Origin of the sequence: Micromonospora sp. A202, from assembly GCF_006715105.1 — a bacterium.
GTDB classification, from domain to species: Bacteria; Actinomycetota; Actinomycetes; order Mycobacteriales; family Micromonosporaceae; genus Micromonospora; species Micromonospora zamorensis.
The window spans coordinates 1,412,114-1,426,437 of record NZ_VFMP01000001.1 but is presented as its reverse complement, the minus strand read 5'-3'; the positions used below and the strand labels follow the sequence as shown (position 1 = coordinate 1,426,437).

The following is a 14,324-nucleotide window of genomic DNA, read 5'->3' as shown; positions in this document are numbered from 1 at the left end:
AACCCCGCACTCGCAGATCACCGGTGACCGGTGCCGGTTGCCTACATCCGTCGGTGGTAGTGGTTGCGGCGCGGGAGCTGGTCGGGGTCGAGCCAGGCCGGGGGCACGAACTCCGGATGGCCGTCGTCGCCAAGCCGCACTGTCCAGTCGTTGTGGTGGAGGTGTCGGTGATGGTGGCCGCAGAACAGGACGGCGTTGTTGAGGTTGGTGGGGCCGCCGTCGGCCCAGTGGTGGATGTGGTGGGCGTCGCACCAGCGGGGTGGGCGGTCGCAGCCGGGGAAGGCGCAGCCGCGGTCGCGGAGCACGAGGGCGCGGCGTAGTGGGCCGGTGATGAGGCGGCGTTGTCGGCCGAGGTCGAGTGGTTGGCCGGTGCTGTTGAGGACGGCGGGGAGGATCGCGGCGTCGCAGGCGAGTCGGCGCACCGTTTCCGGTGTGAGGTGCAGGCCGATGTCGAGCGCTCCATCGCCCAGCTGCCGGGTCAGCGTGTCGTAGCTGGTGGTGACGACGATCTGGGCGGGGTCGCCGCCGCTGTCGGGTAGCTCACCGGTGCGCAGGGCGAGGCGGCACACGTCGGCGAGGGCGTCGTGGCGGCGCTGGCCGGCAAAGCGGTTGTCGTCGGGGCCGGCGGGTGCGCTGAGGGGGTCGATGGCGGCGCGCAGCAGCGCGGCGGTTTCCGCGTCGAGGGTGGCGGTGAGGCGCAGCCGACCGTCGGTCTGCTCGGAGATGGTGAGGTGCCGGTCGCGGGTCGCCCGGGCGGCCTCGGCGTCGAGTGCGGCGCGGGCGGCGGCGGCGGCGATGTCGGGTGCGACGTGGTCGAGGATGCGGGTGCTGAGTTTGCGCAGCAGGGTGGGGTCGAACTGGCCGGCCCAGTCGACCAGCACACCGACGGCCTTGTCGGTCACCTCCGGCCCGGCGGCCGTCTGCACGGTGGTGACGGTGTCGGCGATGACCCGCACCTGCTCCATGCTGATCGCGCCGGCCGCCAGCGCATCCCGCACGGCTGTCGGGGCCGCGTCGACGCAGGCCGCGAGATCGACCAACCGGCGGGCCACCGGAATGGTCAACCGCAGTCGCTCGCGCAACCAGACCGCTGTGCTGGACGCGCCCTGCGCGACCGCAGTGCCCCGACCGTCCACCTCCCGCACCAACGCCAGCTTCACAGCGGCGAGACGCTTCTCCAAGCGGTGCGCCGCGTCGAGCGCCGCGATCAGCTCGTGCTCGGCGAGAGGCCAGGCGGCGACGTCGGCGCAGGTCGCCACCGCACTCTCCGCCCCCGCCAACTCATCGATCACACCCAAACCCTAGAACAGGTGTACGACAAATTCCGGCCCCGCGAAAAGCGATGCCCGGCCGATCAGGCGTTGTCGTCGTCGGGGGTGCGCTTGGCGCGGCTGGGCTGCACGCGCTTGGGTTCGCCGGGCATCTTCGGGTGGTCCGGCGGGTACGGCAGGTCGCCCTGACCGGCGGCGGCGTCCCGGTCGGCCCACTCCAACAGCGGGGTGATGTCCCACGGTGCGTCGTCGATGCCGGCGTGCGGGTCGCCGCGTTCGGCGAGCCGGGCCGGGACGGTACGCAGGTCGAAGTCGTCCGGGTCGACGTCGGGCAGCTCGTCCCAGGTGACCGGGGTCGAGACGGTGGCCCGGGCGTTGGCCCGCAGCGAGTACGCGCAGGCGATCGTGCGGTCGCGCGCCATCTGGTTGAAGTCGACGAAGACGCGGCTGCCGCGTTCCTCCTTCCACCACGCGGTGGTGACCAGGTCGGGGTGGCGGCGTTCCACCTCCCGGGCGAGCGCGATGGTGGCCCGGCGCACCTCGGTGAACGTCCAACGGGGCTGGATTCGCAGGTAGACGTGCACACCTCGGCCGCCAGAGGTCTTCGGCCAACCGGCCACGCCCAGCTCGTCGAGGAGCGCACGAACCTCCGCGGCGGCCCGGGCCGCGTCGGCGAAGTCGGTGCCGGGCTGTGGGTCCAGGTCGATGCGCAGCTCGTCGGGCCGGTCGGCGTCGGCGGCGCGGACGGGCCAGGGGTGGAACACGATGGTGCCCATCTGCGCCGCCCAGGCCACGTGTGCGAGGTCGACCGGGCACAGCTCCGCCGCGCTCCGACCGCTGGGGAAGGTGATCTGCGCGGTCGTCACCCACTGCGGCACCCCTCGGGTGGGCACCCGCTTCTGGAAGAACGCCTCACCCTCGACGCCCTCGGGGAAGCGTTGCAGCGTTGTGGGCCGGTCCCGCAGGGCGCGCATGATCCCGTCGCCGACGGCGAGGTAGTAGTGGAAGACGTCCGCCTTGGTGAACCCCCGCTGGGGGAAGATCACCCGGTCCGGACTGCTCAGCCGTACGCTGTGCCCGGCCACCTCGACCTCGGTGACCGCTGCCTTGGTGCCAGCCATCCCGCGACCTTATGCCACGACCCCGACCTTCGACGTACCGTTGACGGGTGAGTCTTGACGACAATGAGCTGCCCCGCACCGACGACGAGTGGCGGGTCCGACTGACCCCCGAGGAGTTCCACGTCCTACGGGAGGCCGGCACCGAGCGACCGTGGACCGGCGAGTACGTGGACACGAAGACCCAGGGCGTCTACCACTGCCGCGCCTGCGGGTTGGAGCTGTTCTCCAGTGACACGAAGTTCGACTCGCACTGCGGCTGGCCGAGCTTCGACGACGCCATTCCGGGCCGGGTGAAGGAAATCGAGGACCGCACCCTCGGCATGGCGCGTACGGAGATCCGCTGCGCCCGCTGCGACAGTCACCTCGGGCACGTCTTCCACGGCGAGGGCTTCACCCCGAAGGACACCCGGCACTGCGTCAACTCGGTCTCCATCAAGCTGGAACCCCGCTGACCAGGGCGTAACCACGCTCAGGGCGTACCCCTCAACAGCTCGACCTCGGCGGTCCGGGACTGCTCGATGCGCCGGGCCAGGTCGCGGACCCGCTCGTTGCGGCCGACGTCGACCTGGGCCCGGGCCAGGTCGGCTGCCGACCCCTGGTGGTCGGCGAGCACCTCGCGCAGCACCCGGTCGACGTCCGCGTCCGGCGCGGTCCGCAGCCGGTCGAGCGCGGCGTCGTCGCCGTGCCCTTCGTGGTGGTGGGCGGCCGCGCTGGCGCCGGGCCCGGTCGTGGGCAACCAGCCACGCATCGCGGCCAGTTCGTCGGCTTCGGTCGCCTCGATGGCGGCGGCCAGGGTGCGCAGCGCGTCGTCGCGGAGCCGGTCGGAAGCCAACCGGACGATCTGCAGGGTGCGTTCGCTGTGCCCGACCATCGTGCTGAGGAACACCACGTCGATCCCGCTCATCGTGGCGGCGTCGATCGTGTCCCCGGCCGGGGCGGCACCGGCGCCTGAGGCTCCGGCGCCCGGGGAACCGGCATCCGCGGACCCGGCCGGGGACGCGGGCGCCGGTTGCGGCCGGGTTGACGAGTTCGACGTGGGCGAGCCGGCGCAGCCGCCGGTGAGCAGCAGAGCGGCGACCACTGATGCCAGACGGGTACGGCGAGGCATACCGGGTGCTCCGTTCACGCGAGGGCGGCGAACACGGGTGCGGCCATGGGCCGCACCCGTGCGGTCAGACCTGGAGCCAGAGCGCCGGTACGTTCGGCGGCTCCCAGCCGGGAATCGCGGTGTGCGCCTGCCGGCAGCGGTAGGTGGCTCCGCCGTAGGTGACCTGGTCGCCGACCTGGTACGCCCGACCCGTCGTCCAACTGCCGCCCGGCGCGGGCGGAGTGGTCGGCGTGGCGGTCGGCGTGGGCCGTGGGGTGGGTGAAGGGGTGGGGGTGGGGGTGGGGGTCGGGGTCGGGTTCGACCCGCCGCCGCCGATCTGCACGTCGATGCAGGAGTAGAAGGCGTTCGCCGTGTCGGAGATGTTCCACACCGCGAGGATCTTCTGCCGGCCGGAGAAGCCGCCGAGGTTGACGTTGTGCGAGACGGTGGCGCCCGGCTGCTGGTTGTTGCCGTTGACCACGCCGACACGGGTGTTGCCGATCCAGTACTCCCAGTTGCTGGTGGCGTGCCGGGCGGTGTTCACCCAGGTGAAGGTCAGCGAGCTGCCCACCGAGGTGGCCGGCCAGCCCCGGCTGTCGTCGTTGAGGACGGCGAACTGGGCGATTCCGGCGTTGCAACTGCGCAGGCCCTTCGGGCCCTCGACGCTCTGCGGCTCGTACTTGATCTGCCCGCAGTCGGGCACCCGGCCCTGCGCGCAGAGCGCCTGCCGGCTGGGTGGGGCGGAGACGTAGCCGTGCGCCTGCGCGGGGGCGGCGACGGTGAGGGTGGCGGCGACAGCACCCGCCGCCACCAGCGGAATGGTCATTCTTCGACGCATCGGGGCAGCTCCTTCTCCAGGTACGGTGGGTGCCCCTCAAGGTAATTTAAACTTTGTTAACAGTAAAGACTCCCATCGATAAATCCATCGATGGTGGCGAGTTTTCTCTCAGATCCGGAGCAGGCTCCCCCGGTCGTCGACCTGGTCGGCTGACTCGTCGTCCAGCCAGACGCCGCCGGTGGCGAGGTAGCGGAACCGGTATTCACCCGGGGGAAGCTTCACGGTCACCGTTCGGGTGCCGTCGCGGCGGGTCACCATCTCGTGCCGGCCCGGCTCCCACCCGTTGAAGGAGCCGACCACGCTCACCGGGCCGGGCGGGGCGTCCCGGGGGAGGCAGAAGGTGACCCGGGTCTGGTTGCCGAAGAGCTTGTTGCGCTTGATCACTGTGATCCTCCGGGGTTGCGGCGGTTCACCCCACACAACGGACAACACGCCGACGCCGACACGCCGCCACGAGCCCTGCACCTCGACATTTCGCCTCGCGAGCCGCCGAGCCGAGAGCAGTCTGTAGGCACAGGTCGTGATATGGGAGGTTTCAGTGGCAACGTGCGAGGTCTGCGGCAACGACTACTGGATGGCGTTCGAGGTGCGCACCGTCAGCGGTGACGTGCACACCTTCGACTCGTTCGAGTGCGCGATCCACCGGTTGGCGCCGATCTGCGAACACTGTCAGATCAAGATCGTCGGGCACGGCGTCGAGGTCAACGGCCGCTTCTTCTGCTGCGGGCACTGCGCCCGTGCCGTCGAGGGCGACGTGGGCGCGGAGATCCGCGACGCCGTCGGCGCACGCCCGGCCTGACCGCGCCTGCGGTACGGTCGTCCCCATGCGGCCACTGCTGGGCGTCCTGCCCCCGCCGCGCTCCTGAGCGGAGCGCCGCGCCTCTCGCCGATCGGGTGACCTGACCCGACCCGGCTCGCCGCCGTACGCGCTCCGTCGACGTCGTCCCCGTCAACGGCTCATCCTTCGGAGCGCATCCGTGTCCGTTTCCCGTACCGTGCAACCGGCTGCCTCGGCGCCGGCCGTCGACCAGGCCCGCACCGGCCTGATCCAGATCACCGTCACCGGCGTGCTGTGGGGCACCACCGGCGTGGCGGTGCAACTCCTGCACGACAGCACCGGGCTCAGCCCGGTGAGCATCGGCTTCCACCGCCTCGCGATCGCCGCGCTCGTCCTGCTGGCGTGCACCGCCGGTCGGCTCGGCGCGATCCTCGCCACCCTGCGCGCGGCACCCGTACCCCTGCTGCTCACCGGCGTCGGTCTCGGCCTCTACCAGGCGCTCTACTTCGCGGCCGTGGCCTGGGCCGGCGTCAGCGTGGCCACCGTCGTCAGCCTGGGTCTGGCCCCGGTGCTCGCCGCGGCCTGGGAGTCGGCGCGCGCCCGACGGATCCCCGGCCCGCTGCGTCTCGCCACGCTGGTCGCGGCCGTGGTCGGTCTCGCCCTGATCACCGGGGCGACGGCGGACCCGACCGCCGCGGCGCCCGCGCCGCTGCTCGGCCTGCTCGCGGCTGCCGGCTCCGGCCTCGGGTACGCGGTGACGACCCTGATCAGCCGACAGGTGTCGCAGCGCGTCGCACCGATGACGCTGACCACCGTCTCCACAGTTGTCGGAGCGCTGACCCTGGCGCCGTTCGCCGTGGTCGCCGGGGTGAGCGTGCCGGTACGCCCCGACACGGTGGCACTGCTGCTGCACCTCGGCGTGATCACCACCGCGGTGGCGTACGCGCTGTTCTACGCCGGGCTGCGCACCACCCCGGGCAGCGTCGCCGCCGTGCTGACCCTGCTCGAACCGCTCACCGCCGCGGCACTGGCGGTGGCGCTGCTGCACGAGCCGCTTCCGCTGCCGGTCGTCGCCGGCGGCGTCCTGCTGCTCAGCGCCGTGGCCGCCACCTACCTGGCACCTCGACCGGGCATCAGGTGAGGCGGCCTACCATCGTCGGATGCCCTCGCAGACCACCGAGATCCGGACGGCCTCCTTCGCCGACCTGAACACCCGCACCTTCCACGACCTGCTCAAGCTGCGCATCGACGTGTTCGTGGTGGAGCAGAACTGCCCGTACCCGGAACTCGACGGGCGCGACGTCGAGCCGGGCACGCGGCACCTCTGGCTGACCGACGGCGGCGCGCCGCTGGCGTACCTGCGGATCCTGGCCGACCCGGACGGCACCGCCCGGATCGGTCGGGTGGTGGTGGCACCGGCGGCGCGCGGCGGCGGGCAGGCCGGCCGACTGATGACCGCGGCGCTGGAGGTGGTGGGCAACCGGCCCTGCGTGCTGGACGCCCAGTCGCACCTGGTCGCCTTCTACACCCGGCACGGCTTCGCGGTCAGCGGCCCGGAGTACGTCGAGGACGGCATCCCGCACACGCCGATGCGACGCGATGCCATTGACGTCTGACGATCGAGCTGGCATGGTGCCGGGTAGAGCCATCGCAGGAGCCAGCGAGTAGGCGCGGGAGTGGGCAACTCCCGTCGGTCCGGGTGTCGTCGTCCGACCTCATCCCCCCGGGGGCTCCATGTCCACTCTCATCCGTTCACGACGCGTGTTCTGGTTGTTCGCCATCGCGACGGCCGCCGCGCTCCTGTTGACCACCGCGCTGACCACGATCCAGGCCAGGCCCGCCTCCGCGCACGGCTCGGTCGTCGACCCGGCCTCGCGCAACTACAGCTGCTGGCAGCGCTGGGGTGACGACTTCCAGAACCCTCGCATGGCCACCGAGGACCCGATGTGCTGGCAGGCCTGGCAGGCCGATCCGGCCGCCATGTGGAACTGGAACGGCCTGTTCCGTGAGGGCGTGGGCGGCAACCACCAGGGCGCCGTCCCCAACGGCCAGCTGTGCAGCGGCGGCCGCACCCAGAGCCCTCGCTACAACTCGCTGGACACCATCGGCGCCTGGAAGACCACCTCGGTGTCGAACAACTTCCGGCTCCGCTTCTTCGACCAGGCCAGTCACGGCGCCGACTACATCCGGGTGTACGTGACCAGGCAGGGCTTCAACGCGCTCACCGAGCCGCTCGGCTGGGACGACCTGGAGTTGGCCGGCCAGATCGGCAACACCCCGGCCTCGCAGTGGAACCCGGACACCGGTGGCGTCTCCATCCAGGTCCCGGTCAACGCGTCGGGACGCACCGGGCGCCACATCGTCTACACCGTCTGGCAGGCCAGCCACCTGGACCAGTCGTACTACCTGTGCAGCGACGTCGACTTCGGCGGTGGAACGGGCACCCCGCCGCCCACCACTCCCCCTCCGACGACCCCGCCGCCCACCACTCCCCCGCCCACCACCCCGCCGCCGACCACCCCGCCGCCGGCTGGGGCCTGCTCGGCGACGTACCAGGTCACCGGCCAGTGGGCCGGCGGCTTCCAGGCTGAGGTGAAGGTGACCGCTGGCGGTTCACCCACCCGAGGCTGGTCGGTGAGCTGGAACTACAACAACGGCCAGCAGGTGACCTCGTCGTGGAACACCACGATCAGCACCAGCGGCGGACTGGTCACCGCACGCAACGCCAACCACAACGGCACCCTCGCCGCCGGAGCGAGCACCACGTTCGGTTTCCTCGGCTCGTGGAACGGCAGCAACCCGGTTCCGCTGGTCTCCTGCACGACGACCAGTTGACCCCCGTCCGGTGCCGCACCCGGGCGGGGGTGCGGCACCGGCCGGCGGGCCCGAAGCGTGCGTCCGGGGCTCAGACCAGGCAGCGTCCCGGGCTCAGACCAGGCAGTTGACGATCTCGGCGACCGAGCGTCGGCGGCCGGTGTAGAAGGGGACCTCTTCCCGGACGTGCCGGCGGGCGCCGGACGCGCGCAGGTCCCGCATCAGGTCGACGATCCGGTGCAGTTCGTCGGCCTCGAAGGCGAGCATCCACTCGTAGTCGCCGAGCGCGAACGAGGCCACCGTGTTGGCCCGGACGTCCGCGTAGCCGCGGGCCATCTTCCCGTGCTCGGCGAGCATCTCGCGCCGCTCGGCGTCGGGCAGCAGGTACCACTCGTAGGAGCGGACGAACGGGTACACGCAGATGTAGGGGCGGGCCTCCTCGCCGGCCAGGAACGCCGGGATGTGGCTCTTGTTGAACTCCGCCGGCCGGTGCAGCGCCATCTGCGACCAGACCGGGGTCAACGCCCGCCCCAGCGTGGTGCGGCGGAACCGCAGGTACGCGTCCTGGAGCGCGTCGGGGGACGCGGAGTGCCACCAGATCATCACGTCCGCGTCGGCGCGCAGACCAGCGACGTCGTACACGCCCCGGACCACCACGTCCTTGCCGGCCAGCTCGTCGAAGAGGGCCACGACCTCGCTGGTGACGTTGTCCCGCAGTGAGGGCAGCGGCGCGCTAGCCCGGAACACCGACCACATGGTGTAGCGGATGCTGTCGTTGAGCTCCCGCAGGCGGGCCGCGTTGGTCTGCTCGGTCATCTCGCCGATCCTCCCAGTGCTGTGACGATCTCCTCGGCCGCCGTCTCGCCGGAGCGGACGCAGACCGGGATGCCGACGCCGTCGTATCCGGCGCCGGCGAGGACCAGTGTGGGGTGCGCGGCCCGCAACGCCGTGCGCGCGGCGGCGACCCGGTCGGCGTGCCCGGGGGCGTACTGGGGCAGCGCCCCGCCCCACCGCTGCACGTACCCGTCGACCGGGGCCGGCAGCGGGGTGCCGAGCACCGCCGAGAGCTCTCGATGCACGGTGGCCGCCAGGTCCGCGTCGGGGCGCTGAAGATGCGCCTCCTCGCCGTACCGGCCCACCGAGGCGCGCACCAACGCCACGCCGTCCGGCCGGCGCAGGTGCCCCCACTTGGTGGTGAAGAAGGTGGCGGCCTTGATCAGCAGCCCTTCGGTGCTCGGCACCAGGAAGCCGGACAGCTCGGGCAGCTGCGGCTGCGGCACCGCGAGGGTGACCAACGCGACGCTCGCGTAGTCCAGCTCGCCGACGCCCGCCGCGGCCACCGGGGCCGGGCCCGCGAGCAGCCGGGCCGCCGGTCGCGCCGGCACCGCCAGCACCACGGCGTCCACGTCGACCAGCTCAGGCCCACGCGTCGGGCCAACAGTGAGCCGCCAACCCGTGTCGGTCGGGGTCAACTCACGGACGGCGGCGTCCCGTCGTACCGTCGCGCCGCTGGCCGTCACGGCGGCCCCGATCAGGGTGCTGAGCCCACCGACCAGGGTGCCGAAAACCGGGGCGCCGGGCGCGCGCGGCGCGGCGGCCTGCGCGGCCCGGACCGCACCGGTCAGGGTGTGCTCCACCCGGGCCGTGCGGGCCAGCGCCGGCATCGTCGTGACCAGGGAGAGATCGTCGGCGCGGCCCGCGTACACGCCGCCCAGCATCGGGTCGACCAGCCGCTCGACCACCTCGTCACCGAAGCGGGACCGGACCAGCGCACCCACCGAGACGTCCGCGTCCGGCCCGACCAGCGGCCGACCACCGTCGGTGTCGGCGCCCGCGAGGGGGCGGGCGACCGACGTCACCCGGTCCAGATCCCCGGGTACGCCCACCAGTGTGCCGCCCGGGATCGGGCGCAGCCCTCCGTCGACGACCAGCGCGGCCTGCCCCACCGTGGGGTGCACGATCTTCTCGGCGAGACCGAGCCGGCGGGCCAACGCCACCGCCGCGCTCTCGGCGCCCGCCGGGTCGCGCATCAGGAACGACTCGGCGCCGAACTCCACCGGCTGGCCGGCCAGCTCACCGGTGCGCAGCTTGCCTCCCAGCGCGCCGGACTGCTCGTACACAGTGATCTCGGTGCCGGCCGGTGCGCGGTCGCGCAGGCGGACCGCGGCGGCCAGCCCGGCGATCCCGCCGCCGACCACCGCCACCCGCCAGGGCTGCCGCATCGCCGGTCAGCCCTGGTCGGCCCGGCGGCTGGACAGCTCGTGCACCAGCGCGACCACCCGGGTCAGCACCTCCGGGTCGGTTTCCGGCAGCACCCCGTGACCGAGGTTGAACACGTGCCCGGGAGCCGCCCGGCCCTGCTCCAGAATCCGGCGCACCTCGGCCTCGACCACCGGCCACGGCGCGAGCAGCACACACGGGTCCAGGTTGCCCTGCACCGCCTTGTCCGGGCCGATCCGGCCGGTGGCCACGTCCAGCGGCGTACGCCAGTCGACACCGACAACGTCCGCGCCGGCCTCACCCATCGCGCCGAGCAACTCGGCGGTGCCCACCCCGAAGTGGATCCGCGGCACCCCGGCGTCAACAAGCCCGCTCAGCACGGCGGTCGAGTGCGGCAGCACGAAACGGCGGTAGTCGGCCTCGGAGAGCGCCCCGGCCCACGAGTCGAAGAGCTGCACGGCGGACACGCCGGCGTCGATCTGCACCCGCAGGAAGGCCAGCGTCACCTCGGCCAGCCGGCCGCAGAGCGCGTGCCACAGCTCCTCGTCGCCGTACATCAGGGCCTTGGTCTTCGCGTGGGTCCGCGACGGCCCGCCCTCGACCAGGTAGCTGGCCAGGGTGAACGGCGCGCCGGCGAAACCGATCAGCGGGGTGTCACCCAGCTCGACCACCAACTGCCGGACGGCCTCGTCGACGTACCAGACGTCGTCGCGGGTGATCGGGCGGATCCGCTCCACGTCGGCGGCGGTGCGGATCGGCTCGGCGACGACCGGACCGGTGCCCGGCACGATGTCCAGGTCGACGCCGGCCGCGGCCACTGGCACCACGATGTCGCTGAACAGGATGGCCGCGTCCACCCCGTGCCGGCGCACCGGCTGGAGGGTGATCTCGGTGACCAGCTCCGGGCGGCGGCAGGACTCCAGCATCGGCACGGTCGCCCGGATCTCCCGGTATTCCGGCAGCGAGCGGCCGGCCTGGCGCATGAACCAGACCGGGGTGTGCGGGCCGGGCCGGCGTCGGCAGGCCCGAATGAAGGGCGAGTCGGCCGGTCCGCCGGGGCGGGATTCTCCGTCTCGGGCGACAGTGCCCGTGGTGTCCGTGGTCATCGCCGCAATCGTGCCACGCCCACCACCCCCACCCGGGTGGGGGTGAGATGAAGGGCACCGTTCCTTACGCCCGGCGCCCTTCATGAGCGTCGGCGCGCCGTCGAAGCGGGGGACGGGCGGCGGCATAGGCTGCCGACATGGCCCCCCCGATCGCGCTCCCGGAGACGTTCGCCCGCGCGGTCGCCGGGCTGCGGTCGGCGGCCCCCCGGCCGGAGATCACCCTGGAGGAGGTCGGCGCCCCCCAGCGGCTCGCCCCGTACGCGTTCGCGCTCTCGGCGGCCGTGCTGCGCGACGGCGACGAGGTGGCCACCGGCCGGCTGATCCTGCTGCACGACCCGGTCGGGCACGAGGCGTGGCAGGGCACCCTGCGGTTGGTCACCTACGTGACCGCCGAGTTGGAGGTCGACCTGGCCTCCGACCCGCTGCTGCCCGGGGTTGGCTGGACGTGGCTGACCGACGCGTTGGACGCCCAGGACGCCGGCCACCGGGCGATCGGCGGGACGGTGACGCAGACCATGTCGACCCGGTTCGGTGACCTCGCCGGCCCACCGACAGTCGGTGACATCGAGATCCGCGCCTCCTGGACGCCGGTCGACGACGACCTCAGCGCGCACCTGCTCGGCTGGTGTGCGCTGCTCGCCTCCACGGCCGGCCTCCCCCCACCCGGCGTGACGGCCCTGTCCGACCGCCGCCCCGCCGGCGCAGCCTGACCCGGCGAGGGGCGGCTGGGGGCTACAGGTAGTTCTCCGCCTCGTTGCAGACCTTGTCGAGACCCTTCATCGCCGCGTCGTAGGCGGCCTTGTTGCCGGCCGACGCCGCTCCCAGCGCGGTCGTCAGCTTGTCCAGGCAGCTCGCGATGACCGTCTTCTGCCGGGCCTGCTCGTCACGGTCGTTGCGGGTGCCGGTCAGGTCCTGCTCGGTGTTGTCGAGCTTCGCCTGCATCGTCCCCAGATCGGCCTTCAGCCTCGTGATCTCGGTGGCGTTGGCGGCGATGGTGCCGTCGCGCTGGCTGACCTGACCGGTGAGACGCTTCTCGGTGCGGTTCAGCTCGTTGTTCTTCGTCACGAACAGCCCGGTCATCACGCCGCTGACGACGAAGAGCAGCGCGGCCACCAGGGCCAGCACCAGCACCGCGCGTCCCCGCCCGGCCGCCGGCGCACCGGGAGGGCCGTACGGCGGCCCGTATCCCGGGCCGGAGACCGGCGGCGCGGACATCGGCGGCCCGTACCCCGGGCCGGAGACCGGGGGCGCGGACATCGGCGGCGCGGACATCGGCTGGCCGGTGTACGGCGGGGCGCTGGCCGGGTAGCCCGGCGACCCCTGCGGCATGCCGTACTGGGGTGGCACGGGAGGGTTCGCGGGGTACTGCGGCGGGGCCTGTCCCGGCGTGTACGGCTGCGGGGCGGGCTGGGCGACCGGGTGCGGGACGGTCGGGACGGCGTTTGTCGACTGCCAAACGGCCTGCTGTGGAACGGTCGGTTCAGCGCCGGACGGACCGGCCTGGGGACCTACGGCGTGCGCCACGGTCCGGTCGGGGTCGGGGGGCGTCGGAGAGGCCGGCGGGACAGCCTGCGACTCGGGCGATGGTTGGGACATCTTCATTCCTCCAGATGGGCGCGCCCGCCTCGGCAGGCGCGGTGACGTGCTGCGAAGAGATCGCCTGATGCCGGCTGATCGGCCGGGTCGGCGATGGATCGGCGATGGGTCGGCAATGGCCGTGGGTGGTGCGTGCGGCCGGCGGCGTCGCCGGTCACCGGTCACCGGTTCAGCAGATCTTGAAGCCGTCGCAGGCGACCTTGATCGGTACGGCCAGCCCGATGCCCTCGGCGTTGCGCGCCTTGGCGGTGGCGATGCCGACAACCTCCTTGCTGCCGTTGATCACCGGCCCGCCGGAGTTGCCGGGGTTGATCGGGGCGTCGAACTGGATCGCCGGGCCGGACCCGCCCTGGGCCGGCCGCAACGCGCTCACCACGCCGGTGGTCACGCTGTCCTCCAGGCCGAGCGGCGCGCCGACGACGACGATCTGCTGGCCGGACTTCGCCGCGGCGGGCGCGGTGACCAGGCCGCTGAACTTGCCGCTGGCACGCAGGTGCGCCACGTCGTTGGTCTTGTCGACCTTGACGATCGTCGCCGGGAAGCGCTGGCTGGTGCGCTCCAGGAACACTTCGCGGCCGCCGCCGTCCCAGACCGCCTCGACCACGTGGAAGTTGGTGAACAGGTTCGTCCCGCCGCCGCTCGCCGGCTTGCCCACCGCGAACGCGGTGCCGGTGAACTCACCGGCCCGGACCCGGAACACGCTCGGCAGCACCGCGCTGGCCACCGCCTCCGGGTTGAACGCGGCACCTGCCTGCTTCTCCAACGTCTCCGCGCGCTTGTCCAGGCTGTCGAGGCGGGCGAGGTCGCCGTCCTGGGCCTGCGCCAGCCGGCGGTCGGTGTCGGCGAGCCGGTCGCCGAGCCGGTCGAGCTGGTACGCCTGGAGCCCGGCCACCGCCGCGAGCACGACGACGGCCACCGTGGCGAGCACGGCCGGCCACCGACGACGGGTGGGCCGGTCGGCCGGCGGGGAGGCTGGCCAGTGCGCGGGGCCGCCGGGGTAACCGGCGGTCGTGGAGGGCCCAGTGCCGGCCGGACCGGGCGGCGGATAACCGGCCACGCCCGGAAACCCGGGTGCGGCCGGCGGATAGGCGCCGGGGCCGGGGGCAGCCGTCGGATAGGGGGCGGCCGTCGGAGCGCCCGGGCCTTGGTGCCCGGCGCCGCCGAACGGGGTCGGCGGCGGGCCCCACTGCCCGGTGTTGGGCGGGACGGGACGCTCGGGGCGGGGTGCGGGGACGGGTCGGGCATGGTCCGTGCCGCCCGAGGGGGGCGTGGACCAGGTCGAACCGGGTTGGGGCTCGATGCGCGGTGGCAGCGGACCGGGTCGGCCGGCCATCGACCCGCTCGCGTCGGCGGGTTCGGCACCCGCCGGTCGCCCGTCCCCCGAACCGAAGCCAGCCGTCATGATCGCCGTGCCTTTCCCGTGGTCTTCCCGCCGCCGTCGACTCGTCGTCCCGGCCGGCGGTTCGATGGAACGTACCTGTGCGATCGGGCTT

At 72.9% G+C, this 14,324-nt stretch carries 16 protein-coding genes; 6 read left to right on the top strand and 10 right to left on the bottom strand.

Going from position 1 to position 14,324, the window contains the following annotated elements:
* Positions 1-41 precede the first annotated feature (41 nt).
* Positions 42-1,292, bottom strand: a complete 1,251-nt coding sequence (locus FBZ33_RS06655) for an HNH endonuclease signature motif containing protein (protein ID WP_141908369.1) — start codon at positions 1,290-1,292, stop codon at positions 42-44.
* A gap of 62 nt (positions 1,293-1,354) precedes the next feature.
* Entirely contained in the window at positions 1,355-2,392 is a 1,038-nt protein-coding gene (gene ligD, locus FBZ33_RS06650; protein ID WP_141908368.1) for a non-homologous end-joining DNA ligase, read from the bottom strand.
* 47 nt (positions 2,393-2,439) lie between these two features.
* On the opposite strand from ligD, the gene msrB reads away from it, so the two are divergent.
* Positions 2,440-2,844, top strand: coding sequence for a peptide-methionine (R)-S-oxide reductase MsrB (msrB, locus tag FBZ33_RS06645; protein ID WP_088946842.1), 405 nt, complete (start codon positions 2,440-2,442; stop codon positions 2,842-2,844).
* A 17-nt stretch (positions 2,845-2,861) separates the two neighbouring features.
* Here msrB and FBZ33_RS06640 read toward each other — a convergent pair whose 3' ends face one another.
* The 3 genes from FBZ33_RS06640 to FBZ33_RS06630 form a co-directional block, all read right to left on the bottom strand.
* Positions 2,862-3,500: a DUF305 domain-containing protein gene (locus tag FBZ33_RS06640; RefSeq protein ID WP_141908367.1), complete on the bottom strand. Its 639-nt coding sequence runs from the start codon at positions 3,498-3,500 to the stop codon at positions 2,862-2,864.
* Between the two features lie 64 nt (positions 3,501-3,564).
* Positions 3,565-4,317: a lytic polysaccharide monooxygenase gene (locus FBZ33_RS06635; RefSeq protein ID WP_141908366.1), complete on the bottom strand. Its 753-nt coding sequence runs from the start codon at positions 4,315-4,317 to the stop codon at positions 3,565-3,567.
* A 108-nt stretch (positions 4,318-4,425) separates the two neighbouring features.
* A complete protein-coding gene (locus FBZ33_RS06630; RefSeq protein ID WP_088946839.1) occupies positions 4,426-4,701 on the bottom strand; it encodes an isoamylase early set domain-containing protein in 276 nt (91 codons plus the stop codon).
* A 154-nt stretch (positions 4,702-4,855) separates the two neighbouring features.
* Between FBZ33_RS06630 and FBZ33_RS06625 the strand changes: the two genes are divergently transcribed.
* From FBZ33_RS06625 to FBZ33_RS06610, 4 genes are all read left to right on the top strand, one after another.
* A complete protein-coding gene (locus FBZ33_RS06625) occupies positions 4,856-5,116 on the top strand; it encodes a Prokaryotic metallothionein (RefSeq protein ID WP_099851461.1) in 261 nt (86 codons plus the stop codon).
* Between the two features lie 178 nt (positions 5,117-5,294).
* Positions 5,295-6,236, top strand: coding sequence for a DMT family transporter (locus FBZ33_RS06620; RefSeq protein ID WP_255508733.1), 942 nt, complete (start codon positions 5,295-5,297; stop codon positions 6,234-6,236).
* Between the two features lie 19 nt (positions 6,237-6,255).
* Positions 6,256-6,711, top strand: coding sequence for a GNAT family N-acetyltransferase (locus FBZ33_RS06615; protein ID WP_099851458.1), 456 nt, complete (start codon positions 6,256-6,258; stop codon positions 6,709-6,711).
* Positions 6,712-6,829: 118 nt separating this feature from the next.
* Entirely contained in the window at positions 6,830-7,930 is a 1,101-nt protein-coding gene (locus FBZ33_RS06610; RefSeq protein ID WP_141908365.1) for a lytic polysaccharide monooxygenase, read from the top strand.
* Between the two features lie 93 nt (positions 7,931-8,023).
* Here the strand turns inward: FBZ33_RS06610 and hemQ are convergent, their stop codons facing one another.
* The 3 genes from hemQ to hemE are packed head-to-tail and all read right to left on the bottom strand — an operon-like array spanning position 8,024 to position 11,235.
* The gene (gene hemQ / locus FBZ33_RS06605) at positions 8,024-8,725 is read right to left on the bottom strand and encodes a hydrogen peroxide-dependent heme synthase (RefSeq protein WP_141908364.1); all 702 of its coding nucleotides are present in this window, start codon (positions 8,723-8,725) and stop codon (positions 8,024-8,026) included.
* The gene (gene hemG / locus FBZ33_RS06600) at positions 8,722-10,131 is read right to left on the bottom strand and encodes a protoporphyrinogen oxidase (RefSeq protein WP_141908363.1); all 1,410 of its coding nucleotides are present in this window, start codon (positions 10,129-10,131) and stop codon (positions 8,722-8,724) included. The genes hemQ and hemG overlap by 4 nt, the downstream gene beginning before the upstream one ends.
* 6 nt (positions 10,132-10,137) lie before the next feature.
* A complete protein-coding gene (hemE, locus tag FBZ33_RS06595; RefSeq protein WP_141908362.1) occupies positions 10,138-11,235 on the bottom strand; it encodes a uroporphyrinogen decarboxylase in 1,098 nt (365 codons plus the stop codon).
* A 137-nt stretch (positions 11,236-11,372) separates the two neighbouring features.
* Here hemE and FBZ33_RS06590 point away from each other — a divergent pair, with 137 nt between their 5' ends.
* Complete coding sequence (locus FBZ33_RS06590; RefSeq protein ID WP_141908361.1) at positions 11,373-11,945, top strand: DUF3000 domain-containing protein; 573 nt, start codon at positions 11,373-11,375, stop codon at positions 11,943-11,945.
* A 22-nt stretch (positions 11,946-11,967) separates the two neighbouring features.
* Here FBZ33_RS06590 and FBZ33_RS06585 read toward each other — a convergent pair whose 3' ends face one another.
* Together FBZ33_RS06585 and FBZ33_RS06580 are read right to left on the bottom strand one after the other, a co-directional pair.
* Positions 11,968-12,582, bottom strand: coding sequence for a hypothetical protein (locus FBZ33_RS06585; RefSeq protein WP_255508732.1), 615 nt, complete (start codon positions 12,580-12,582; stop codon positions 11,968-11,970).
* Positions 12,583-13,000: 418 nt separating this feature from the next.
* Complete coding sequence (locus FBZ33_RS06580) at positions 13,001-14,233, bottom strand: trypsin-like peptidase domain-containing protein (RefSeq protein WP_141908359.1); 1,233 nt, start codon at positions 14,231-14,233, stop codon at positions 13,001-13,003.
* Positions 14,234-14,324 lie beyond the last annotated feature (91 nt).